The organism is Nocardia vulneris (assembly GCF_001613425.1).
Taxonomy (GTDB): domain Bacteria; phylum Actinomycetota; class Actinomycetes; order Mycobacteriales; family Mycobacteriaceae; genus Nocardia; species Nocardia vulneris.
On record NZ_BDCI01000036.1, the window covers coordinates 226,182 to 248,188 of the forward strand.

Consider the following 22,007-nt stretch of genomic DNA (forward strand, 5'->3'; position numbering starts at 1 on the left):
TCCGGGCAAAGGAGCGCGGTGTGACCAGGGCGACGCAGACGGCGGGTGCACTGTCTGAGAGGCTGGAGGCGTGAACCCGTCTACAGCACAAGCGCAGGTCGTCGTGGACGAACTCGCGCGCGGGGGTGTACGGGATGTCGTCCTGTGCCCCGGATCGCGGAACGCGCCGCTGGCCTTCGCCTTGCAGGCCGCGGACGCCGCCGGTCGACTGCGGTTGCACATGCGCATCGACGAGCGGACCGCGGGCTTCCTCGCCATCGGCCTCTCGATCGCGAGCCGGCTGCCCGTGCCCGTCGTGATGACCTCGGGGACCGCCGTCGCGAACCTCGGCCCGGCCGTGCTCGAAGCGAACTACGCGCGCATTCCGCTGGTGGTGCTCAGCGCGAACCGGCCCTACGAGATGCTCGGCTCCGGTGCGAACCAGACCGTCGAGCAGTTCGGCCTGTTCGGCAGCCAGGTGCGGGCCGCGATCAGCCTCGGCCTCGCCGAGGAGGAGCACGCGACCGCGGACTGCGCGGAGTACGGACACCAGAACAGCCAGTGGCGCTCGGCGGTGTGCCGGGTGCTCGCCGCGGCTCGCGGCACCCGCTCCGGCAACGCGGGGCCGGTGCACTTCGACATCCCGCTGCGCGAGCCGCTGGTTCCCGATCTCGCGCCCGGTGAAACCGCCCCGCCCGGGCGCGACGCCGACGAAGCCTGGACCAAGACCCAGTACGCCACCCTGGACGTGCCCCTCGACCTCGACCTGACCCCGGACACCGTCGTCATCTCCGGGCACGGCGCGGGGCTGCGGCCGGAGCTGGCCCAGCTGCCCACGGTCGCCGAACCCACCGCGCCGATGCACGGACCCGCGCTGCATCCGCTCGCGCTGCCGCTGTTGCGGCCGCGCCAGGCGATCATCACCGGACGACCGACCCTGCACCGTCAGGTGTCCAAAGTTCTTGCCGATCCGGCGGTTCGGGTCTACGCGCTCACCACGGGGCCGCGCTGGCCCGATGTCTCCGGCAACGTGCTCGGCACCGGGACGCGCGCCGTGACGAGCGGAGCGCCGCGCCCGGAATGGCTGGCCTACTGCCGCGAACTCGACGAGAAGGCGAATCAGGTGGTGCGCGCCGAACTCGGCAGCCACCCCAAGCCGACCGGCCTGCACGTGGCCGCCGTGGTGATGAACGCGCTGCGCGAGGGTGACCAGCTGGTGCTCGGCGCGTCCAATCCGGTGCGCGACGCCGCGCTGGTATCGCATCCGCGCCCGGGCATCCGGGTGCTGTCCAATCGCGGCGTCGCGGGCATCGACGGCACGGTGTCCACCGCCGTCGGCGCGGCACTGCACCACGAGGGCCGCACCGTCGCGCTGATCGGCGACCTGACCTTCCTGCACGACGCCTCCGGCCTGCTGATCGGTCCGGGCGAACCGCGCCCCGCCGACCTGACCATCGTGGTCGCCAACGACGACGGCGGCGGCATCTTCGAACTGCTCGAACAGGGCGATCCGCAGTACGCGGGCGTGTTCGAGCGGGTGTTCGGCACCCCGCACGGGATGGATCTCGCCGCGCTGTGCGCCGCCTACCGCATTCCGCACCGGCAGGTCGATCCGGAGCAGCTGGCCGTGGAACTCACCGGGCACGCGCACGGTACCCGCGTGCTGGAGGTGGCCACCGAACGGTCCAGCCTGCGCGAGCTGCACGCCACCGTGCGCGCCAAGATCTGCCCCTGAGCCGGCAGCTGCCCTGAGCAGGGCCCATGGGCCGCACCGGCATTCGGGCGCGGCGCCGGGTCAGGCGATATCGGGTTCGTCGTCGAACGGCACCTCGATCGACTGCTCGACCACGTCCGCCGGATCGGCGTTCCACCGGTCGGGAGCCGCCTTCTCGGCCAGGTCGGGGGCGAGCCGGCCGTCCTGGTCCGGTCCGTCGTCGGGATAGCCGAGCTCGTCCGGGTAGGCGGGCATGGACTGCTCCGCGAGGTCGGCTTCCGGCACCGGATCGATGTCGCGGACAGGGCTGCGATCGGTCATCGTGCGCTCCTCTCGGCGTAGGCCTCGCGTGTCGGCATACCCGTGGGGGCACGCCGCAATCGAGGCGGGCGTCAGTCCCAGCACTGTCGAGGATGCGCCTCGTCCGGCCGCCGGGCAACCCGTGCGCACCTGTGTCGCGGGGTCACTCGTCGGCGCGCGCGCCGTTCCCGTCGGCGGGGTATTCGACCAGCGCCAGCGTGCGGCCCGCCATGAACCGGGCGGTGCGCACCGGATTACCGGTGCGCGTCACCTCGCTCACTTCCACCACACCGCGTGCGATCCGCACCTCGACCCGCCGCCCCGCCCGGGTCGCCGCCACTTCATAACTGCGAGACCCGTCCCCGAAATCGACGACGATCTCCACCCGATCACCCTTCATCTCCCAATTGTCCGCTTTTCCAGCGGTTTTCGCGGTCACGAGTTGGTCGCGGGGCAAATGCGCGGAGCACCGGCGAGATCAATCCGAGACCGGGTCGACATGGCCCGGCGATGAGTTCCGGGCGGCTGGTTCGTCTGCATTGCTGAGACCCACCGCTCGCCCAGGAGAATCCATGAACCAGGAATTCGATTTCGAACCGGCGGCCACCGCACTGGACACCGTGATCAACGGGATCGCCGACGATCAGCTCGCGGCCGCGACCCCGTGCGCCGACACCACCGTCCGGGATCTGCTCGCCCACGTGGTGGATCTGACCGAGGCGTTCCGGCAGGCGGCGACCAAGGAGGCGGTCGGCGGGTCGGTGGCGCCGGTCATCGCGCCCGAGAACGCGCTGCCCGCCGAGTGGCGTGCCTTGATCTCGGCGCAGCTGAAGGCATTGGTCGGGGCGTGGCGGGAGCCGGGCGCGTGGGACGGGATCACCGAGGCGGGCGGGGTGAGCGAGGCCGCGCCGGTGATGGCGATGATCGCGCTGGACGAACTGGTGGTGCACGGCTGGGACCTGGCCAAGGCAACCGGTCAGCCCTTCGACGCCACCGCGACCGATCTGGCCACCCTGCTCGACCTGCTGAGCGAAACTCCCGCCGAAGGCACACCCGGGCTGTTCGGCCCGGTGCTCCCGGTCCCCACCGAAGCTTCGGCGCTGGATCGGGTCCTCGCGCTCACCGGCCGCCGCGCGGACTGGTCCGCGTAGCCGAAAACCATACCGCGGCAACGCCTGACTCGCCCCCGTATCAGCGCCGATGCGAGCGGTCAGCTCGGCGCCGACACGAAAACACCTGCGGCGGCAGCGGTTACCGCGGCGTGGGCGGCGGCGACGGCTGCGTCGTCGTCGATCGGGTCGCCGCTGGCCAGCAGGCGGTAGTAGAGCGGTGCGGACACGGCCGAGAGGACGGCGCGGGCGTCCGTGCCGGGCGGCACTTCGCCGCGTTCGATCGCCCGGTGCACGCAGGGGGACCACTCGGTGAGCCGCACATCGTAGAACCGGCGCAGCGCGGTGGCGGCGGCTTCGTCGCAGGTGCCCGCGGCGATGACGGCTTGGAAGAGCTTGCCCTGGCGCGGGTCGGTCAAGGTCCGGGCGACCAGGCGGGCGTTCGCGGTGAGGTCGTCGAGCAGCGACCCGGTGTCGGTGTGGCCGACGGACTGCTCCGCCATGTCGATCAGCAGGTCGGTGATCAGGCCGGTGGGGGTACGCCAGCGGCGATACACCGTGGTCTTGCCGACCTCCGCCGCCGCCGCGACCTCGGCCAGATCCAACTGGCCGAAGCCGCGCTCGGCGAGCAGGTCACCGGCGACCTTCAGCACCGACTCGCGCACGCGAGCGGTGCGTCCACCTGGGCGAATCGAGCCGGGCGTGGCCTCGGCATCAGTCATAACGGAACTCCAGTTTCATTTGTGGCCGATCGGGTGTACTGTTCGACGCGTTAACGAAACTATAGACCCTTTAGGAGGGTGGACCGATGAATGATCGGGCGGTAGGCGCGGAGATGGAATACCGGCGGCTGGGCGCATCGGGTCTGCACGTTCCAGCGCTGAGTTTCGGTGCGGGCACCTTCGGCGGCCGGGGCGAGCTGTTCGGCGCCTGGGGCGACACCGACGCCGCGGCGGCGCGGCGGATGGTCGACATCAGCCTGGAGGCGGGTCTCACCATGTTCGACACGGCCGACGTCTACTCCGACGGCGCGTCGGAAGAGGTGCTCGGCGCGGCCATCAAGGGCAGACGCGACCAGGTGCTCATCTCCACCAAGGCGTCGCTGCCGACCGGTCCGGGCCCCGGGCAGGCCGGCTCGGGCCGGGCGCGGCTGATCGGCGCGGTGGAGGCGGCGCTGCGCCGGCTCGGCACCGACTACCTCGACCTGTTCCAGCTGCATGCCTTCGACGCGGGCACCCCGGTCGAGGAAGTCGTCGCGACCCTGGACGATCTGGTGCGCGCGGGCAAGATCCGCTACGTCGGCGCCTCCAACTTCGCAGGCTGGCAGCTGATGAAATCGCTGGCCGCGGCGGACGAGCACGGCCGGACCCGGTATGTCGCGCACCAGGTGTACTACTCGCTGATCGGTCGCGATTACGAGTGGGAGCTGATGCCACTCGGCCAGGACCAAGGCGTCGGCGCCGTGGTCTGGAGTCCGCTCGGCTGGGGTCGGCTGACCGGCAAGATCCGGCGCGGCCGGCCCCTTCCGGACGGCAGCCGCCTGCACCAGACCGCCGCCGCAGGCCCGCACGTGGACGACGAGAAGCTCTACGACGTCGTCGACGTGCTCGACGACCTGGCTGCCGAAACCGGCAAGACCGTCCCGCAGATCGCGCTCAACTGGCTGCTGCGCCGCCCCACCGTGGCCACGGTCATCGTCGGCGCCCGCAACGAGGAACAGTTGCGGCAGAACCTGGGCGCCATCGGCTGGGAGCTGGACGCCGAGCAGGTGGCCAGACTGGACAAGGCCGGCGCCACCACACCGCCGTACCCGTACTACCCGTACCACCGGCTCGGCGATTTCACCCGCCTGAATCCGCCCCTGGTCTGAGCGCCGAGGGGGCGGTCAGTAGACGTCGCGCACGTAGCGTTTCTGCGCGACGAGCTGTTTGCGGTACGCCAGCGCTGCGGCCTCGTCCACCTTGCCGTGCACCCGGATGATCCGCAGCAGCGCGTCGTCGACGTCCTTGGCCATCCGGGTGGCGTCGCCGCAGACGTACAGATGCGCGCCGTCGCGCAGCCAGGACCAGAGTTCGGCGCCGTGCTCGATCATCCGGTGCTGCACGTAGATCCGCTCGCGCTGGTCGCGGGAGAAGGCCAGATCCAGCCGGGTGAGGAAGCCCGAGCGGAACATGTCCTCCAGTTCGGTGCGGTAGTAGAAGTTGGTGGCCGCGTGCTGTTCGCCGAAGAACAGCCAGTTGCGGCCGGTGCAGCCGAGCTCCCGGCGTTCCTGGAGGAAGCCGCGGAACGGGGCGATGCCGGTGCCGGGACCCACCATGATCATCGGCGCCGCCGGGTCGGCGGGCGGGCGGAAGTGCGGCGCCCGCTGCAGGAAGATCGGCACCGTGCCCGCCTCGCCGCCCGCGCGGTCGGCGAGGAAGGTCGAGCACACGCCGCCGCGCCGGGCCATCGACCCGGTGGCGGCGGGGTCGCCGTAGCGGACTACGCCCACGGTCAGCTGCACCTCGCCGGGACTGACCAGCGGGCTCGACGAGATCGAATACTGGCGCGGCTGCAGCTTTTTCAACGTGCCCAGCCAGTCGACCAGATCGGCCCGCACGGGGAAATCGCGCAGCACGTCCACCGCCTGCCGGTCCCAGAGGTAGTTGTCCAGTTCATTGCGGTTGTCCCGGCGCAGCAGCTTGGCCAGCCGGATGTTCGGGTTGCGTTCGGCGACGAAGGCCAGCAGGTCGTTGCTCACCTTGCTGATGTCGTAGTGCGTGCGCAGCGCCTCGGCCAGGGTCAGTTCCCGATCGTCGACCTCGATGACCCGGCGGCCGTCCAGCCCGGTGGTGGCCAGCCACTCGCCGACCAGCGCGGCATCGTTGGCCGGCCAGATGCCGAGCGAATCGCCGACCTCGTAGCCGGCTTCCAGCCCGCGCAGGTCGAAGCCGAACTGGCGCACCTCTTTCGCCGATCCGGCGACGGTGAGGGTCTCGTTGCGGACCAGCGGCGCGGGCACCGGTGAGTTCCGGGTGAATTGGGGGACTTCGCGCCTGGTTCGTCCCGGTGCGGGCGCGGCGGCTCTGGTCAGCACCGAGGTCATCGTCCGGGTGTGCTGACGCACCTGCGGCACCGCGATTCCCGGCTGCCCGGCGGACGGACTCGAATCCTCCTGCGGCAGTTCGCCGTTCAGCTGATCGCCGAGCACGGCGAGCACCGCGTCCAGCCAGCGTTCGGCGGGCTCCTGGAAATCCGGTTCGCTCTCGACCCGGGGCAGCAGCCGGGTGGCCCCGTATTCGGCGAAGCGCTCGTCCAATTTCCGGCCGTGCCCGCAGAAGTCGTCGTAGGAGGAGTCGCCGAGCGCGAACACCGCATAGCGCATGCCGCCCAGTCGAATCGCCTTGTCGTCCAGCTGCTGCCAGAAGTCGGTCCCGTTGTCCGGCGGCCCGCCGTCGCCGAAGGTGCTCGTGACCACCAGCACGTCACCGGTCAGGGCCGCGACGGTGCACGAGTCCATATCGAGCAGCTGGGGCAGGAAACCGCATTCGGTCAGCCGGGCGGCGACGGTGGCGGCGAGTTCCTCGGCATTGCCGGTCTGCGAGGCCCACAGCACGGTCACCGGCCGGGTCGGCGCGGCCGCGGCATCGGCAGCGCGCGAATACATTCCCGCCAGCAGGCCATCGATCCAGGTGCGGCTCTGCGCGGCGATCGGCGCGGACGCGGGCAGCACCGGCTGGCCGGTCACCGGAACAGCTTGCAGCGCAGCCAGATATCCGCTGAGGTAGATCCGTTCGACCTCGGTGAGGGTCGGCGTGGTCGTCGCGTCCAGACCGAGCACCACCGCCAGCGGATGCGGCGCGACGGGGATCGGGATGGCAGGCGATTCGGGTTGTTCCGGCACCGCGACCCGGCGCAACGACACCGCGCACGCCTTGTACTCCGGCTGCAGCGAAGCGGGGTCGACGGCATCGTTGGTGACCGCGTTGATCGTCAGATACTCACCGTGCTCGTCGTTCCAGTGGAACGGCGCGAAGCAGTCACCCGGCCGCACCCGGTCGCCGATCTGCACCGGAAGCACGGCCCGCCCACGGCGGGACGCGATTTCGAGCTGATCGCCCGGCCGCACCCCGAGTCGTTCCGCGTCGTCTGGATGCACCTCGACGAACGGCTGCCCGTTCAGCTTGGTCAGCTTGTCGATCTTGCCGGTCTTGGTCATGGTGTGCCACTGGTGTTGCAGCCGACCGGTATTGAGCAGGAACGGATAGTCGTCGTCGGGCAGTTCCGCGGCGGGCAGATGCGGGCGCGGCCAGAACACCGCCCGGCGGCTCGGTGTCGCGAAGGCCAGCCGCGGCCGACGGCCGTGCTCGTCGACGTGCGGATGCTGGCTCACACCGTCGTTGACATAGCGGATCGGGTTGCGCGGGCGGGCACCGTCGGGGCACGGCCACTGCATCGGACCCTGCCGCAGCCGTTCGAAATCCATGCCGCGCAGGTCGTATCCGGTGGCCGGATTCGCGAACTGTTTGATCTCGTCGAAAACCGCCGCGCTGGACTCGAAGTCGAAGCCCGGGAAGCCCATCGCGGTGGCGACCTGGGCGATCAGCAACCAGTCCGGCCTGGCCTCGCCGACCGGCTCGACCGAGCGCTGCAGCAGCGTGACGTTGCGTTCCGAATTCACCATCAGCGCATCGGCTTCGGCCCACAGGGTGGCGGGCAGCAGCAGGTCGGCGTAGGCGTTGGTGGCGGTCTCGGCGTAGGCGTCCTGGGCGATCACCAGCTCGGCGGCTTCCAAGCCGTCCAGCACCGTCTTGCGATTGGCCACGGTGGCAACGGGATTCGTGCAGATGATCCAGGCCGCCCTGATCTGCCCGGCGGCCAGCTCGCGGAACATCTCGATGGTGCCCGGCCCCACCTCGTCCCGGATGGTGCCGGGCGCGACGCCCCAGACCGCCTCGACGAAGGCGCGATCGGCCGGGGCGAGCACACTGCGCTGCCCGGGCAGGCCGGGGCCCATATAACCCATTTCGCGCCCGCCCATGGCATTCGGCTGCCCGGTCAGCGAGAACGGACCGCTGCCCCGGCGGCTGATCGCGCCGGTGGCCAGGTGCAGGTTGCAGATCGCGTTGGTGTTCCAGGTGCCGTGCGTGGACTGGTTGAGCCCCATCGTCCACAGCGTCATCCATTCGCCCGCCGCGCCGATCCAGGTTGCGGCAGTACGGATATCGGCCTCGGCGAGCCCGGTGAGCGCGGCCACCCGCGCGGGCGGATAGTCGGCGAGGAACTCCGGCATCGCCGTCCAGCCCTCGGTGTGCTCGGCGATGAAATCCTCGTCGATATCCCCGTTTTCGACGAGCAGGTACAGCAGGCCGTTGAGCAGCGCGAGGTCGGTGCCCGGGGCGATCTGCAGGAAAAGGTCGGCCCGCGCGGCGGTTTCGGTGCGCCGCGGATCGACCACGATCAGCTTCGCGCCCGCCTTGAGCCGATCCACCATGCGCAGGTGCAGGATCGGGTGGCAGTCGGCCATGTTCGCGCCGATCACGAAGAACAGATCGGCGTGGTCGATATCGTCGTAGGAGCCGGGCGGACCGTCCGCGCCGAGCGACTGCTTGTAACCGGTGCCCGCGCTCGCCATGCACAGCCGCGAATTGGCTTCGATGTGCAAGGTCCGCAGATAGCCCTTGGCCAGCTTGGTCGCCAGGTACTGCGCCTCCAGCGACATCTGCCCGGAAACGTAGAGCGCGATCGCGTCCGGCCCGTGCTCGTCCAGGATCGACCGCAGCCGGGCGGCCGCCTCGCGCACCGCCTCGTCCACCGCGACCGGCACCGGCTCCTGCCCGCGCTCGGGCCGCCGGAACGCCGTCTCCATCCGGCCGGGCGTGCGCATGAGTTCCAGATGGGTGGCGCCCTTGGTGCACAGCCTGCCCGCGTTCGACGGATGCATTTTGTCGCCGCTCACCTTGACGAGCACCGGCTTACCGGCGGCGTCCGCCTTCGTCTGCACCGTGATTCCGCACCCGACGCCGCAGTACGAACATGCCGTCCTGGTGGTGCCGCCTGCGTCCAACATGCTCCCGATCATGGCCATCGCCGATTGCGCGGGGTTTACCGCGCGTTATCGGGAGGTCACAATCCACCTCACAAGCCGCATCCGCGCCGGTGAGGTGTGATGAAGATCGCAGGTCAGCCGAGTTTGTAGGCCCGGTGCAGCGCCACGATCCCGCCGGTCAGGTTGCGCCATTTCACAGATGCCCAGCCGTTGCCCGCGATCCGCATCGCCAGCTGCCGCTGGTTCGGCCAGGCCCGGATCGACTCGGCGAGGTACACGTAGGCGTCAGGATTGCTGCTGACCGCGCGAGCCACCTTCGGCAGCGCCTTCATCAGGTATTCCATGTACACCGTGCGGAAACCGGGGATGACCGGGGTGGAGAACTCGGCGATGACCAGCCGGCCGCCCGGCTTGGTGACGCGCAGCATCTCGCGCAGCGCCGCATCGGTGTCGGAGATGTTGCGCAGGCCGTAGGAGATGGTCACCGCGTCGAAGGAGTTGTCGGCGAAGGGCAGCGCCGTCGCGTCGGCCGCCACCATCGGCACCTTGCGGAACTTGCCCGCGGCGAGCATGCCCTGCGAGAAGTCGGCGGCCAGGCACCAGGCGCCGGACTTCGCGAGATCGAGGGTGGACACGCCGGTGCCCGCCGCGAGGTCGAGCACCCGTTCGCCCGGGCGCGGGGCCAGCGCCTTGCGGACCGCCCAGCGCCAGTAGCGATCCTGGCCGCCCGAGATCACCGTGTTGGTCAGGTCGTAGCGGCGGGCGACGCCGTCGAACATCGACGCGATCTCGTGCGGCTGCTTGTCCAGTGAGGCCCGAACCGATTCTGTTTTCGCCACGCTCATGCGCCTCTCCGCGTCTTCAGGCCGTACCAGTCGGATATCCGCCGAACCGTGTCCAGGGCCTGCGCCGGATACGTCGCGGGTCCGGGCGGGGCCCGGTGGGTTACCCATGGTCTCACGAGGCCGGTGGGCCCGATCCGGTCGGCCACCGGCGCCGCGGCCGCCCGCGGTCAGGCGCTATGCGGCAACCGCATCCGCATGCCGGTGACGTCCGCGTAGTGGCCCATCAGCTCGGTACAGATCGCGGGCCAGGTGCGGTGCAGCACCGATTTGCGCGCGGCACCGGCGAATCGGGCGCGCAGCGCCGGATCATGCAGTGCCGCAACGGCACTCGGCAGCAGTTCGGTGAACCGGTCGACCGGGAGCAGATATCCGTTGCGACAGTGCGCGATCAGGTCGCGCGGGCCGCCCGCGTCCGGGCCGATCACCGGCACACCGCACGCGAGGGCCTCCTGTACGCCCTGACAGAAGGTTTCGTGTTCGCCCGCGTGCACCATCACGTCCAGGCTCGCGTACGCCTGGGCCAGGGTGTCGCCGCCCAGTTCGCCGGTGAACACCGCGTTCGGCAGCAGCCGGGTGAGCCGGTCGCGTTCGGGCCCGCCGCCGACGATGACCAGTTGGATGTCCGGATCGTGTGCGAGCACCGCGAGCCGCTCGACGTGCTTTTCCGGCGCGAGCCTGCCGACGAAGCCGACCACCAGCCTGTCGGCACCGTCGAGCCACGCGGCGCGCAGCTCGGTGCGTCGCGCCGACGGGGTGAACCGGGCGATGTCCACGCCACGTCCCCACCGGTGCACCCGCGGAATGCCATGGCTCGCAAGGTCTTGCGCGGCGGCGCTGGACGGGGCCAGGGTGCGGGTCGCGCCCTCGTGGATGCGCCGGGTCCAGGCCCAGGCCGCCCGGCTGGCCAGCGACAGACCGTAGCTCTTGGCGAAACCGGCGACGTCGGTCTGATAGACCGCCACGGTCGGCAGATCCAGCCGGGTGGCCGCGCCGAGTCCGCCGGCGCCGAGCAGGAACGGCGAGGCCAGGTGCACCACGTCGGCGTCGAAATCGGCGATAGCCGAGACGATTCCCGGCTGCGGCAGGCCCACCGGCAGCGAACTGATCTTGGGCACCATCACCGCGGGCACCCGATGCACCCGGAACCGGTCGTGCCAGCGGGCCGCCGGTGGCAGGCCGCGCACCGTGTCCGGCGCGATGATCAGGGCGTCATGGCCGTGGCTGTCGAGGTGATCCAGCACCCGCAGCACGGAGTTCACGACGCCGTTCATGTTCGGCAGAAACGACTCCGCGACGATCGCTACACGCACCATCCCAGATTGACCCGCGCACCGCGCCACGGCCTCACGCCGGCGTGAAGGAAACGGAAAGATCCGGCGAACTCCTAGGTGGTCGCCGTGGCCCGCGGCCGCCGTCGGCCGGCCCGGTGCAGCAGCCACAGCGCGGGCAGCGCGACCAGCCACACCACCACGATCACCGACAGCGCGGGCGGAATGGCGACGCGCACGTCGCGGCCCTCCACCCGGACCAGATCGGGATCGGCGCGGTAGTACTCGACCCGGATGCGTTCACCCGCCGTGAGATTGGTCGGGTAGAGCACGCCGACCTTCGGATTGTGTGTTTCCCCGTCCGGTGTCACGTACATGACCGCCGAGCGCAGCCTGCCCGCGGAGAGCACCTCGGCGCTGGTGACACCCTTGTCCGAGTCGATCAGGAAGTCGTTGCGCCAGGCGGCCAGCACCAGCAGCACGATCAGCACGCTGATCACCGTGGCGGCCGTGATGACACCGATCCTGGCCCGCCGTAGGCGGACAGACCGCCGATCAGACTGGGTGGTTTCCAACACCGCAACAGGCTACCGACCGACTCGGCTACCGTGTCGCGCATGTCCCGAAAATTCAGCTTCACCGTGCCTTACACCGTCCCGGTCGAAGATCTTCACCGGGCACTCACCGACGACAAGGTCTGGCAGGCGCGTTTCGCCGACGCCGAGACCGCCACGCTCGACCTCTCCCATCCCGAGGGGGCGGACTCCATCCGCATCCATATGACCGAAAAGGCCGCGCAGGACAAGGTTCCCAGCGTGGTCAGCAAGGTGCTCAAGAGTGAACTGATGCTCTCGCGCACCGACCACTGGCAGGCGCTCGACGGCGATGTCGCCAAGGGCACCTTCGAGGGTTCGACCGGCGGCATCAGCACCGAGATGTCGGGCACCTACGAAATGCGTTCGACCGCAGAGGGTTCCGAGATCGAGGTGGTCGGCACCGTGCAGGTGCACGTGCCGCTGGTCGGCGGCGCCATCGAGCCGCTGGCCGAGCAGCTGCATCACCGCGTGCTGAACAGCGAGCGCAAGTTCATCGAGGAGTGGGTCGCCGCGCAGGCGACTGCCTGACCCCCGCACGGCCTCGTCGTCCCGGTACGCCCGGGACGACGAGCCACGTCCGCCGGGCACCGGCTAGGCGAAGTCCCCGGGCGAGTACTCCTTCTGCTCCACCAGCACCAGCCAGTTCCCGGAGTTGTCCCGGATGATGGCCTCGGTGCCGTAGGGCCGCTCGGCGGGCGGCTGGATGAACTCCACGCCCTTGGCGGTGAGTTCCTCGAAGGTCTTCTGACAGTTCTCGGTGCGCAGGCCGAGCGCCCCGTGCGTGCCGCTGCCGAGCGCGCGCCGGATGGCCTCGGCCAGGGCCTCGTCCAGCGGGGGACCGGGGATCATGAGCGCGATCTCGAGCTCGGGATGCGCCGGATGGGCCACGGTGACCCAGCGGAACCCGTTGTCGCCCATGGTGATATCGGTGACCTCGACGAAGCCCAGCTTGTCGATATACCACTGCTTCGATTCGGTCTGATCGGTGACGTACACCGTGACCAGCGAGACATTCGTAATTGTCGTCATGCGACGAGGCTATGGCCGCGCGGCCGCCGTGAGCTTCTCCGGAATTGCTGTGTTCAGCGTATAGTCGAGTTCGGTTATTCGAATTCGACTAAGGAGTCCGATGGCGGCCTCGCGAGCCCGCAGAACCCCGCTGGCGCTGGCGGTGCTGAGCCTGCTCAACGAGCGGCCCATGCATCCCTACGAGATGCAGGCGCTGATCCGGGACCGGCACGTCGGCCGGGTGGTGCGGATGCGCGGCGGGTCGGTCTACGACGCCGTCGCCCGGCTGGCCGCACACGATCTGATCGCGCCGACCGGCAGCAGCCGCGCCGGCGCGCGGCCCGAGCGCACCACGTTCACCATCACCGCCGCGGGCCGCGCCGAACTCGACTCGCTGCTCGACGAGTACCTCGCCGAACCGATCAACGAATACCCGCGGTTCGCAGCGGGTTTGGCGCACATCCTCAACCTGACCCCCGACCGCGCGGCCGAATTGCTCACGCGCCGGGCACAGGTTCTGCGCACCGACCTGGCCGAGCTGGATGCCGCACTGGCCGCGGCACATTCGACGGAGATTCCACCGATCGTGCTGGTGGAGACCGAACTCGACCGCGAACTGCGCGCCACCGAATTGCGCTGGGTGGAGCGCACCGCGAAACGCATCGCCGACGGCGAATTGCCGTGGGCGACCTGAAAGGAGTTGCCATGGTGACGAAACTGGGCCTGCCCGGCTGGCTCAAACCGATGAACCGCGTGGTGATCACGCTCAACCGACTGGGCGTACCGCTCGGCACGATGCGGGTGCTCTCGGTGCCCGGTCGCGCCTCCGGTGCGCTGCGCACCACGCCGGTCTCGCCACTGACCGTGCGCGGCGCGCGTTACGTCGTCGGGCACGGCCAGGCCGAGTGGGTGCGCAACGCCCGCAAGAGCCACTGGGGCATCCTGGCCGAGGGACGCCGGCGCAACCGGGTGGATCTCGTCGAGCTCCCGGCCGACGAGCGCCCCGCCGTGCTGCGCGAATTCCCGCGCGAGGTGCCGCACGGTGTGCCGTTCTTCGTCAAACTCGGTTTGGTGACCTCGGCCGATCCGGACGAATTCGCCGCCGCCGCACCGCGCAGCGCCGTGTTCCGCATCGAAAACCCTACGGCGGTCTAGGTTTCGCGCTGCGGTCGCTGAGGCCGTGCATGAACACGAAACAACCCGGAATACGGGGCGCCCCGTCGGCGAACTTCGCCTGGTACTCCGAGGGCGTCACCCCGACGAGCTTGCGGAACTTGCTGCTGAACGAGCCGAGGCTGCTGTAGCCGACCAGCATGCAGACCTCGGTGACCGTCAGGTTGGTCGCGCGCAGCAGATCCTGCGCGCGCTCGATCCGCCGCTCGGTCAGGTACGCGGCGGGCGTCAGTCCGTAGACCGCGGCGAACGCCCGCAGGAAGTGATATTTGGAAACCCCTGCGGCGGCGGCCAACTCGTCCAGATCGAGCGGGTCGGCATACCGTCGATCCGCGAGATCGCGGGCGCGCCGCAGATGTGGCAGCAGTGCCAGCGGCGGCGCGCTGTGCGGTCGTCCACTCATCACGCCACCGCCGTCCGTCTCGTGGCTAGGCGAACGGAGGGAGGTCGTCGACGCGCATCGACATCCGGCCCGCCGCCCGCCACGCGCGCGCGGTGAGGTCGACGTCCTCGTCGGTGACCAGGTTGCCCATCACCCGGACGGCGGTGCGCTGCAAGTACTTCGAGCGCATCACCGGCGGGCCGCCGATCGGCACCATCTTCGGATGGGTGGCCAGCCCGGCGATCCGGCGCGCCACCGAGAAGGTGCGGCCGTAGCGGGCCCGCAGCAGCTCGGGCCAGATCGTGGTGAGGTCCGGCTCGTCCAGCAGCCCGGCCAGCATGTGCCCGCCCTCCAGGCCGTAGTCGATGCCCTCGCCGTTCAGCGGGTTCACACAGCCCGCGGCGTCACCGACCAGCACCCAGTTGCGCCCGGCGACATGGGAGACCGCGCCGCCCATCGGCAGCAGCGCCGAGGCCACCGCGCGCAGTGAACCCTCGAACTGCCATTCCTCGAAGCGCTGCTTGGTGTAGTGCTCCAGCAGCGGCTTCAGCGCGATGTGCGAGGGCCGCTGTTCGGTGGCCAGCGAGCCGACGCCGATGTTCACCTCGCCGTTGCCGAGCGGGAACACCCAGCCGTAGCCGGGCACCAGGGCGCCCTCGGCATCGCGCAGCTCCAGATGCGAGGTGATCCACTGATCGTCGCTGCGGCCGGACTTGATGTAGGCACGGGCCGCGGTGCCGTAGGCGTACTGGCGATGCCAGGTGCGGCCGAGCAGCCGGCCGACCGGCGAACGCACCCCGTCGGCGACGATCAGCAGCGTGCACCCGATGGTGTGCGTACCGGTGGCCGTGCGCACCGTCACGCCGGTGACCCGGTCCCCGTCCCGCGTGACATCGATTACCTTCGTGCCGTCGATCATCCGCGCGCCGGACTTCATCGCGGTCTCGCGCAGTTTGTCGTCGAGTTCGGTTCGGGGAACCGCACTTCCGTAGGTGGGGAACGAACCGGCAGGCCAGTTCAGCAGCGCTTCGCGGCCGAAACCGGTCATCCGCAGGCCGTGATTGACGGTGTGCGCGCGCACCCATTCGCCCAGCCCGAGGTGCTCCAGTTCGGCCGTGGCGCGCGGCGTCAGCCCATCGCCGCAGGTCTTGTCCCTGGGAAAGACGGCGGAATCGAGCAGCACCACCTCGCGCCCGGCGCGCGCGGCCCAGGCCGCCGATGCCGAACCGGCCGGGCCCGCGCCCACGACCAGCACCTCGGCCTGTGCGGGCAGCGCGTCCCCGCTCGCGGGGGTGACTTCCGGTGAACCCATGACTTCAATACTTGCACGGGTCCCCGGCGGCGCGGGCGCGCGCGGCGCACCGAAAATGGTGTGCCAAAGTGTCTGATACACCGCATAGTGACGGTGTTCATGGGCCATCGGCTGAGGACACGCTAGGTTCTCTACCGTGGGGTCGGACGCATCGGCGGGAGAAGAAATGAGCACATCGGCTGTTACGGACGAGAGCACGGTGGTCGCCGGGGTCGATCTCGGTGACACCGAACTCGCCGCGACCGTGCGCGCCGGCCTGGAAGAGGTCGAGAAACTCTTGGTCGCCGAGCTGTCCGACGGCGAGGAGTTCCTGCAAGAGGCGGCCCTGCACCTGGCCAAGGCCGGCGGCAAGCGCTTCCGTCCGCTGTTCACCCTGCTGACCGGTCAGCTGGGCCCGCGTGCGAGCGACCCCGCGCTCGTCACCGCGGGCACCGTCGTGGAACTGGTGCACCTGGCCACGCTGTACCACGACGACGTGATGGACGAGGCCACCATGCGCCGCGGCGCCCCGAGCGTGAACTCGCGCTGGGGCAACAACATCGCCATCCTGGCCGGCGACTACCTGTTCGCGCACGCCTCGCGACTGACCTCCACCCTGGGTCCCGACGCCGTGCGGATCATCGCCGAAACCTTCGCCGAGCTGGTCACCGGCCAGATGCGGGAAACCATGGGGGCCCGCGAGACCCAGGATCCGGTCGAGCACTACCTGCGCGTGGTGTGGGAGAAGACCGGTTCGCTCATCGCGGCCGCGGGCCGGTTCGGCGGCACCTTCTCGGGGGCTTCGCTGGATCATGTCGAGCGGCTCGCCCGGCTCGGCGACGCGGTCGGCACCGCCTTCCAGATCTCCGACGACATCATCGACATCTCCTCGGCCACCGAGCAGTCCGGCAAGACCCCCGGCACCGACCTGCGCGAGGGCGTGCACACCCTGCCCGTGCTGTACGCGCTGCGCGACGAGGGCGCCGACGGCGACCGGCTGCGCAAGCTGCTCGCCCAGCCGCTCGGCACCGACGCGGAAGTCGAGGAGGCGCTCGAGCTGCTCGGCCGCTCGCACGGCATGGTGCTGGCCAAGGAGAAGCTGCACGGCTACGCCGACCTCGCGCACGCCGAACTCTCCGCACTGCCGCAGGGCCCGGCCAACGACGCGCTCGAGCGGCTGGTCCGCTACACCATCGAACGCGTCGGCTGAACGACCCGGCTTTCACCCGAATCCATCCGCCGGTTCCCGCTGGAACTCGGTGCGGAGTCCTATCGTTTGTCTGGTGTAAGACACACGACTCACGGGGGCGTGGGCAAGGAGACCTATGCACGGGCACGGGTATGCGAACGGGCTCAAGACGTTCGGATTGATGATCGGCCTTTCGGCGCTGATCGTGTTCGCCGGTGCGATGTTCCGCAGCCCGACGATCCTGATCATCGCCATCCTGCTGGCCGTCGGTATGAACGCGTACGCGTACTTCAACAGCGACAAGCTCGCGTTGAAGGCCATGCACGCGCAGCCGGTGAGCGAGCTGGAGGCGCCGGTGATCTATCGCATCGTGCGCGAACTGGCGACCACCGCCCGGCAGCCGATGCCGCGGCTCTACATCAGCCCCACCAACGCGCCCAATGCCTTCGCCACCGGCCGCAACCCGCGGCACGCGGCGGTCTGCTGTACCAGCGGCATCCTGCAGATCCTCGACGAACGCGAGCTGCGGGCCGTGCTCGGGCACGAACTCTCGCACGTCTACAACCGCGACATCCTCATCTCGTCGGTCGCGGGTGCGCTCGCCGCGGTCATTTCCGGCCTGGCCAACCTGGCCTTCTTCGCCTCGGCGTTCGGCGGCAACCGCAACGGCGAGGGCCCGAACATGCTCGGGGTGCTGCTCGTCTCGCTGCTCGGACCGATCGCGGCGAGCCTGATCAAGCTGGCCGTCTCCCGCTCCCGGGAATACCAGGCGGACCAGTCCGGCGCCGAGCTCACCGGTGACCCGCTCGCGCTCGCTTCGGCGCTGCGCAAGCTGGAGCGCGGCGTACAGGCCGCCCCCTTGCCGCCGGAGCCGCAATTGACCGCCCAGTCGCACCTCATGATCGCCAACCCCTTCCGGGTCGGTGAGCGAGCTGCTCGGTGGTTCTCCACCCATCCGCCGATGGCCGACCGGATCGCCCGGCTGGAGGATATGGCGGGGGGCCGGCGCGACTACTGAGCGCGCCACGCCGCTCACTCGTGTTCGGCCGCCAGCTCGTCCTCGTAGGCGCGCAGGGTGTCCACGAAGAGCCTGCGCTGTTCGGCGTCCAACGGCGCCAGCACCTTTCGCCACGCCCGCGCGCTGCCGCCGAGCCAGTCGTTGACCGACTTCTCGTGCGCCGCGGCGATCGCGACGATCGTGCGCCGGCGATCGGCCTCGTCCGAGCGCCGTTCCAGCACACCGTGTTTGCTCAGATCGCTCACCATGAGGCTCACCGTGGTGGGCGCGACCTCGAGCCGCGCGGCCAGATCGTTCACCGTCATCGGGCCCTCGAAAACCAGGTTCGCCAGTAGCGACAGATGCCGGGGCGCGAGCGAAAACGATTGCAGCTCTTCGGGAACGCGCATCTTCTTCGCCCGTCCGACCACCCGTGGCATGAGCAACAGCAGACTCCGGACGCTCTCCTCCACCGCCATGCCCGCGTCGCCCCGCCGCTCCGTTGACATCCGCGCCGCCTCTCGATGAACGGATCCGGCCACGCTGCGGGGTTGGTCACCGTCGCGGTGCGCCGGGATACCCTCGTGCCGGTTCTCGAAAACGAAATACCCCCGCCGATCCAGGATCGACGGGGGCATTCGGTGGCAGATGTAGGATTCGAACCTACGTAGGCTTTCGCCGACGGATTTACAGTCCGCTCCCATTGGCCGCTCGGGCAATCTGCCGTCGCGCTTTCGGCGCGCTGAGCAGAATACATCGAACCTCCACCCCTAATGCAAACCGCCTGGCTATCGGCCATGTGGGACGGGTGGGGCCGCGTCGTCGGGTAGAACTGACGTGACCGGTTCACCCGGTGAACGTGCCTCCATGGGAACCGTCAGGACAGGAGCGAAGTGTGGCCGATTCGTCTTTCGATGTTGTCAGCAAGGTCGACCGTCAGGAGGTCGACAATGCTCTGCATCAAGCGGAGAAGGAGCTGACCACCCGCTACGACTTCCGTGGCACCGGGGCCGGCATCGAATGGTCCGGTGAGGACAAGATCGTGCTGACCGCCGAGGCCGAGGAGCGGGTCAAGGCGGCGTTGGACGTGTTCAAGGAGAAGCTGATCCGCCGCGATATCTCGCTCAAGGCCTTCGACGCGGGCGACCCAGTCGCCTCGGGCAAGACGTACAAGATCACCGGGTCGCTGGTGCAGGGCATCGACACCGAGCATGCGAAGAAGATCACCAAGAAGATCCGCGACGAGGGACCCAAGGGGGTCAAGGCGCAGATCCAGGGTGAGGAACTGCGGGTGTCGAGCAAGAAGCGCGACGATCTGCAGGCCGTGATTGCTCTGCTCAAGGGTGAGGATTTCGGCATCGCCTTGCAGTTCGTCAACTACCGGTAAGTCGCCCGCGGCCGCTCGCCGGGCGGCCGCAAACCGGCTCTGACCACACGGTTTGGAGTCCGGACCCGAAGGTGTGTAATCTCGTTCAAGACTTCGCCGCGCCGGGGTCGAGTGTTCGGAGCTCGGTGCGGAAGTAGTCATGCCCCCTTAGCTCAGTCGGCAGAGCGTTTCCATGGTAAGGAAAAGGTCAACGGTTCGATTCCGTTAGGGGGCTCGCCGGATTGCCGGTGGTGACCGACTCGGCATCTCCAAGGTTGGGCGCGGCACCAGGCAATGCGACCCCGTGGCGGTGTAGCTCAGTCGGTAGAGCAAACGACTCATAATCGTTGTGTCGCCGGTTCAAGTCCGGCCATCGCTACCAAAGACCGATCAGACCATCTGGTTGACCCGAAAGAAGGAATATCGTGGCCGCGAAGTCCACCGATGTCCGGCCAAAGATCACCTTGGCCTGCGAGCAGTGCAAGCACCGCAACTACATCACCAAGAAGAACCGGCGCAACGACCCGGATCGGCTGGAGCTGAAGAAGTTCTGCCCGAACTGCGGCACGCACCGGGGACACAAAGAATCCCGCTAGTCCGCCACGCGTGAAGCTGCCGCGTGGATCGGCGCCGGGAGCGTGAGCCGCTCTCGGTAATCTCGGAACGTGCCAATGCGAGGGCCGGACACTATGTCCGGCCCTGACGCATTTCACGGTCCGGAGCGGTAAGTGAGTGAGCGCGACCAGAGTTACAGCCGCCAACGCGGTAACGACGGAGCCGAGCGCTTCTACGGCGTAGTCGTTCCCGCTCCGCCGACTCCGGGTGACGGGGTCAGATAGGTACAGTCCACCCGTGACAATCAACACCGGTACAGACGAAGCGGTTCAGGCGGACGAGACCTCGGACCCCGCCGCGCACGCGGCGGCCATGGTCGGTCACCACTATCGCGTCGACGACTACTACGAGGTCGGCCGCGAGAAGGTGCGCGAATACGCGCGCGCCGTGCAGGACTACCACCCGGTGCACTGGGACGAGGACCTCGCGCAGGAGTACGGCTACGACGGGCTGCTCGCGCCGCTCACCTTCATCTCCCTGGTCGGCATTCTGGCCCAGCGCAAGCTGTTCGAGCAGATCGTCACGGGCTACGACCTGAGCCAGATCATGCAGACCGATCAGATCCTGGAGTTCCACCGGCCGATCCGGGTCGGCGATCAGCTGGTCTGCGACGTGCACCTGCATTCGTTCCGGCAGGCCTTCGGCGGCGACATCATCGTCACCAAGAACATCGTCACCGCGCAGAACGACGAGCTGGTGCTCACCACCTACACCACGCTGATCGGGCGCAGTGGTGGCGATATCGATCCCAATCTGAACGACGCGGTGCGCAACGTGCTGATGCACGGCATCGGTGAGGACGCGCCGCAGCACCGGCCGCGCGCGATCCAGTCCGCCGCGACGCCGACGCCGATCGCCTCGGTGCCCGAGATCACCCCGAGCAAGCGCGCGTTGAGCTTCGACAGCATCGCGGTCGGCGACGAGCTGCCCGCCCGCACCGTCCGGCTCACCCGTGGCGATCTGGTGAACTACGCCGGCGTGTCCGGCGACGCCAACCCGATCCACTGGAGCGACGACGTCATCAAGCTCGTCGGCCTGGACAACGTGGTCGCGCACGGCATGCTCACCATGGGCCTGGGCGGCGGCTTCGTCACCTCGTGGCTCGGCGATCCCGGCGCGGTCAAGGAGTACAACGTCCGCTTCACCAGTCCGGTGTATGTGGGGACCGATGAGGCCGCCGAGATCGAATTCACCGGTAAGGTGAAGTCCGTGGATCCGGAGACGCGCACCGCGGTCGTCGCCATCGTGGCGAAGTCGGCGGGGCGCAAGATCTTCGGGCGCGCGACGGCTACCGTGCAGTTGTCGTGAGCCGGCGGGGTCGGCCGAACGGCGAACTGGGGAACCGGTTCTGACCTGGTCGACTGACCCTGATTAGCTAACGACGCGGCCGGTAACGTACACTGAGGTTTCTGGGGTCACCAGCCGCTGCGCGCTGCTCTGTAGGGCTGGTTCCAGGCGGGTCCGTGAGGATTCGCCGACGGGGCCGGCAACTGCCAAGGCAGCGCGCGTGTCATGTGGTGGCAACGGAGTACAACTGAATATCGAACAGTGGTTGGACAGCCAACACGGTCCAACCGAAGGGGCGTAGCTCAACTGGCAGAGCAGCGGTCTCCAAAACCGCAGGTTGCAGGTTCAAGTCCTGTCGCCCCTGCCTTCCGTAGCGACAGCTTGCATGGTCGCTCGAAAGAACCAGCATGCCAGCGACGAAAGGATCGACGTGGTCGACGAGCGGGATACTCGCCACGGCTCGCATGCCGACGATGGCGATGACACCGCCGCGGTGGCTCGGCCCAGCGGCAAGCGATCCGCCCGGCGGACCCGCGGGACCTCGTCGGACACGGGCTCGATCGCCACGCTCGATCGTCCTTCGTCGCGTAAGGCAGCCAAGACCGATCGGGCCGAACGCGGCAAGACGGGTAACCCGTTCAAGCGTTTGATCAAGTTCCTGCGCGAGGTCATCGCGGAACTGCGCAAGGTGATCTGGCCCAACCGGAAACAGATGGTCACCTATACGAGCGTTGTTCTGGTGTTCGTGATTTTCATGGTCGCGTTCATCAGTGGGTTGGATCTGGCGTTCATCAAGGGTGTCAACTGGCTGTTCGGCTAGTAGCTCTACGCCGACGCCGCCAGCCGATCCCGGGGCGGAG

23 protein-coding genes and 4 tRNA genes are annotated in these 22,007 nt (G+C 68.9%); 15 read left to right on the top strand and 12 right to left on the bottom strand.

The window, feature by feature from the left end; all coding sequences use genetic code 11:
* Positions 1–70 precede the first annotated feature (70 nt).
* On the top strand, positions 71–1,714 hold the full coding sequence (menD, locus tag NVU01S_RS32970; protein ID WP_043674545.1) for a 2-succinyl-5-enolpyruvyl-6-hydroxy-3-cyclohexene-1-carboxylic-acid synthase: 1,644 nt from the start codon (positions 71–73) through the stop codon (positions 1,712–1,714).
* A 60-nt stretch (positions 1,715–1,774) separates the two neighbouring features.
* Here the strand turns inward: menD and NVU01S_RS32975 are convergent, their stop codons facing one another.
* Positions 1,775–2,014, bottom strand: coding sequence for an Rv3202a family protein (locus NVU01S_RS32975; protein WP_043674541.1), 240 nt, complete (start codon positions 2,012–2,014; stop codon positions 1,775–1,777).
* Between the two features lie 142 nt (positions 2,015–2,156).
* Positions 2,157–2,393 (bottom strand): DUF8836 family protein, encoded by a 237-nt coding sequence (locus NVU01S_RS32980; protein WP_014988520.1) that lies wholly within the window; start codon positions 2,391–2,393, stop codon positions 2,157–2,159.
* A 172-nt stretch (positions 2,394–2,565) separates the two neighbouring features.
* Between NVU01S_RS32980 and NVU01S_RS32985 the strand changes: the two genes are divergently transcribed.
* On the top strand, positions 2,566–3,144 hold the full coding sequence (locus tag NVU01S_RS32985) for a TIGR03086 family metal-binding protein (protein WP_043674538.1): 579 nt from the start codon (positions 2,566–2,568) through the stop codon (positions 3,142–3,144).
* A gap of 59 nt (positions 3,145–3,203) precedes the next feature.
* Here NVU01S_RS32985 and NVU01S_RS32990 read toward each other — a convergent pair whose 3' ends face one another.
* The gene (locus NVU01S_RS32990) at positions 3,204–3,824 is read right to left on the bottom strand and encodes a TetR-like C-terminal domain-containing protein (protein WP_043674535.1); all 621 of its coding nucleotides are present in this window, start codon (positions 3,822–3,824) and stop codon (positions 3,204–3,206) included.
* Between the two features lie 113 nt (positions 3,825–3,937).
* Between NVU01S_RS32990 and NVU01S_RS32995 the strand changes: the two genes are divergently transcribed.
* On the top strand, positions 3,938–4,972 hold the full coding sequence (locus NVU01S_RS32995; protein WP_043674528.1) for an aldo/keto reductase: 1,035 nt from the start codon (positions 3,938–3,940) through the stop codon (positions 4,970–4,972).
* 15 nt (positions 4,973–4,987) lie between these two features.
* On the opposite strand, the gene NVU01S_RS33000 is transcribed toward NVU01S_RS32995, so the two are convergent.
* The 4 genes from NVU01S_RS33000 to NVU01S_RS33015 all read right to left on the bottom strand — a co-directional run bounded on the left by NVU01S_RS33000 (position 4,988) and on the right by NVU01S_RS33015 (position 11,821).
* A complete protein-coding gene (locus NVU01S_RS33000) occupies positions 4,988–9,151 on the bottom strand; it encodes a bifunctional nitrate reductase/sulfite reductase flavoprotein subunit alpha (protein WP_043674667.1) in 4,164 nt (1,387 codons plus the stop codon).
* Between the two features lie 113 nt (positions 9,152–9,264).
* Positions 9,265–9,975 carry a demethylmenaquinone methyltransferase gene (locus tag NVU01S_RS33005; protein ID WP_014988514.1) on the bottom strand — a complete coding sequence of 237 codons (711 nt, stop codon included), beginning with the start codon at positions 9,973–9,975 and terminating at the stop codon, positions 9,265–9,267.
* A 167-nt stretch (positions 9,976–10,142) separates the two neighbouring features.
* Positions 10,143–11,285, bottom strand: a complete 1,143-nt coding sequence (locus NVU01S_RS33010; RefSeq protein WP_043674664.1) for a glycosyltransferase family 4 protein — start codon at positions 11,283–11,285, stop codon at positions 10,143–10,145.
* Between the two features lie 74 nt (positions 11,286–11,359).
* A complete protein-coding gene (locus tag NVU01S_RS33015; protein ID WP_043674525.1) occupies positions 11,360–11,821 on the bottom strand; it encodes a DUF3592 domain-containing protein in 462 nt (153 codons plus the stop codon).
* A 39-nt stretch (positions 11,822–11,860) separates the two neighbouring features.
* On the opposite strand from NVU01S_RS33015, the gene NVU01S_RS33020 reads away from it, so the two are divergent.
* Positions 11,861–12,367 carry a DUF2505 domain-containing protein gene (locus NVU01S_RS33020; protein WP_014988511.1) on the top strand — a complete coding sequence of 169 codons (507 nt, stop codon included), beginning with the start codon at positions 11,861–11,863 and terminating at the stop codon, positions 12,365–12,367.
* Positions 12,368–12,430: 63 nt separating this feature from the next.
* Here the strand turns inward: NVU01S_RS33020 and NVU01S_RS33025 are convergent, their stop codons facing one another.
* Positions 12,431–12,868 (bottom strand): VOC family protein, encoded by a 438-nt coding sequence (locus NVU01S_RS33025; RefSeq protein WP_043674523.1) that lies wholly within the window; start codon positions 12,866–12,868, stop codon positions 12,431–12,433.
* 100 nt (positions 12,869–12,968) lie between these two features.
* Here NVU01S_RS33025 and NVU01S_RS33030 point away from each other — a divergent pair, with 100 nt between their 5' ends.
* Positions 12,969–13,541 (top strand): PadR family transcriptional regulator, encoded by a 573-nt coding sequence (locus tag NVU01S_RS33030; RefSeq protein WP_043674520.1) that lies wholly within the window; start codon positions 12,969–12,971, stop codon positions 13,539–13,541.
* Positions 13,542–13,552: 11 nt separating this feature from the next.
* Positions 13,553–14,002, top strand: a complete 450-nt coding sequence (locus NVU01S_RS33035) for a hypothetical protein (protein WP_043674661.1) — start codon at positions 13,553–13,555, stop codon at positions 14,000–14,002.
* Here the strand turns inward: NVU01S_RS33035 and NVU01S_RS33040 are convergent.
* Complete coding sequence (locus tag NVU01S_RS33040) at positions 13,989–14,423, bottom strand: helix-turn-helix transcriptional regulator (RefSeq protein WP_052280856.1); 435 nt, start codon at positions 14,421–14,423, stop codon at positions 13,989–13,991. The two genes, NVU01S_RS33035 and NVU01S_RS33040, sit on opposite strands and share 14 nt — an antisense overlap.
* A 25-nt stretch (positions 14,424–14,448) precedes the next feature.
* Positions 14,449–15,714, bottom strand: a complete 1,266-nt coding sequence (locus tag NVU01S_RS33045) for a geranylgeranyl reductase family protein (protein ID WP_043674516.1) — start codon at positions 15,712–15,714, stop codon at positions 14,449–14,451.
* 166 nt (positions 15,715–15,880) lie between these two features.
* Here NVU01S_RS33045 and NVU01S_RS33050 point away from each other — a divergent pair, with 166 nt between their 5' ends.
* Together NVU01S_RS33050 and htpX are read left to right on the top strand one after the other, a co-directional pair.
* A complete protein-coding gene (locus NVU01S_RS33050) occupies positions 15,881–16,903 on the top strand; it encodes a polyprenyl synthetase family protein (protein WP_029899394.1) in 1,023 nt (340 codons plus the stop codon).
* A gap of 115 nt (positions 16,904–17,018) precedes the next feature.
* The gene (htpX, locus tag NVU01S_RS33055; protein ID WP_014988504.1) at positions 17,019–17,900 is read left to right on the top strand and encodes a zinc metalloprotease HtpX; all 882 of its coding nucleotides are present in this window, start codon (positions 17,019–17,021) and stop codon (positions 17,898–17,900) included.
* A 14-nt stretch (positions 17,901–17,914) separates the two neighbouring features.
* Here htpX and NVU01S_RS33060 read toward each other — a convergent pair whose 3' ends face one another.
* Both NVU01S_RS33060 and NVU01S_RS33065 read right to left on the bottom strand, forming a co-directional pair.
* Positions 17,915–18,388, bottom strand: a complete 474-nt coding sequence (locus NVU01S_RS33060; protein ID WP_244467346.1) for a MarR family winged helix-turn-helix transcriptional regulator — start codon at positions 18,386–18,388, stop codon at positions 17,915–17,917.
* Between the two features lie 133 nt (positions 18,389–18,521).
* Positions 18,522–18,604: transfer RNA gene (locus NVU01S_RS33065), tRNA-Tyr, on the bottom strand.
* 170 nt (positions 18,605–18,774) lie between these two features.
* Between NVU01S_RS33065 and NVU01S_RS33070 the strand changes: the two genes are divergently transcribed.
* From NVU01S_RS33070 to secE, 7 genes are all read left to right on the top strand, one after another.
* Positions 18,775–19,266 (top strand): YajQ family cyclic di-GMP-binding protein, encoded by a 492-nt coding sequence (locus NVU01S_RS33070; protein ID WP_043674514.1) that lies wholly within the window; start codon positions 18,775–18,777, stop codon positions 19,264–19,266.
* 141 nt (positions 19,267–19,407) lie between these two features.
* Positions 19,408–19,480: transfer RNA gene (locus tag NVU01S_RS33075), tRNA-Thr, on the top strand.
* Between the two features lie 71 nt (positions 19,481–19,551).
* Positions 19,552–19,627, top strand: a tRNA-Met gene (locus NVU01S_RS33080).
* Between the two features lie 43 nt (positions 19,628–19,670).
* A complete protein-coding gene (rpmG, locus tag NVU01S_RS33085; RefSeq protein WP_014988500.1) occupies positions 19,671–19,841 on the top strand; it encodes a 50S ribosomal protein L33 in 171 nt (56 codons plus the stop codon).
* A 262-nt stretch (positions 19,842–20,103) separates the two neighbouring features.
* Positions 20,104–21,168, top strand: a complete 1,065-nt coding sequence (locus NVU01S_RS33090) for a fused (3R)-hydroxyacyl-ACP dehydratase subunits HadA/HadB (RefSeq protein ID WP_043674653.1) — start codon at positions 20,104–20,106, stop codon at positions 21,166–21,168.
* Between the two features lie 270 nt (positions 21,169–21,438).
* A tRNA-Trp gene (locus NVU01S_RS33095) sits at positions 21,439–21,511 on the top strand.
* Between the two features lie 21 nt (positions 21,512–21,532).
* Positions 21,533–21,967: a preprotein translocase subunit SecE gene (gene secE / locus NVU01S_RS33100; protein WP_228833088.1), complete on the top strand. Its 435-nt coding sequence runs from the start codon at positions 21,533–21,535 to the stop codon at positions 21,965–21,967.
* Positions 21,968–22,007 lie beyond the last annotated feature (40 nt).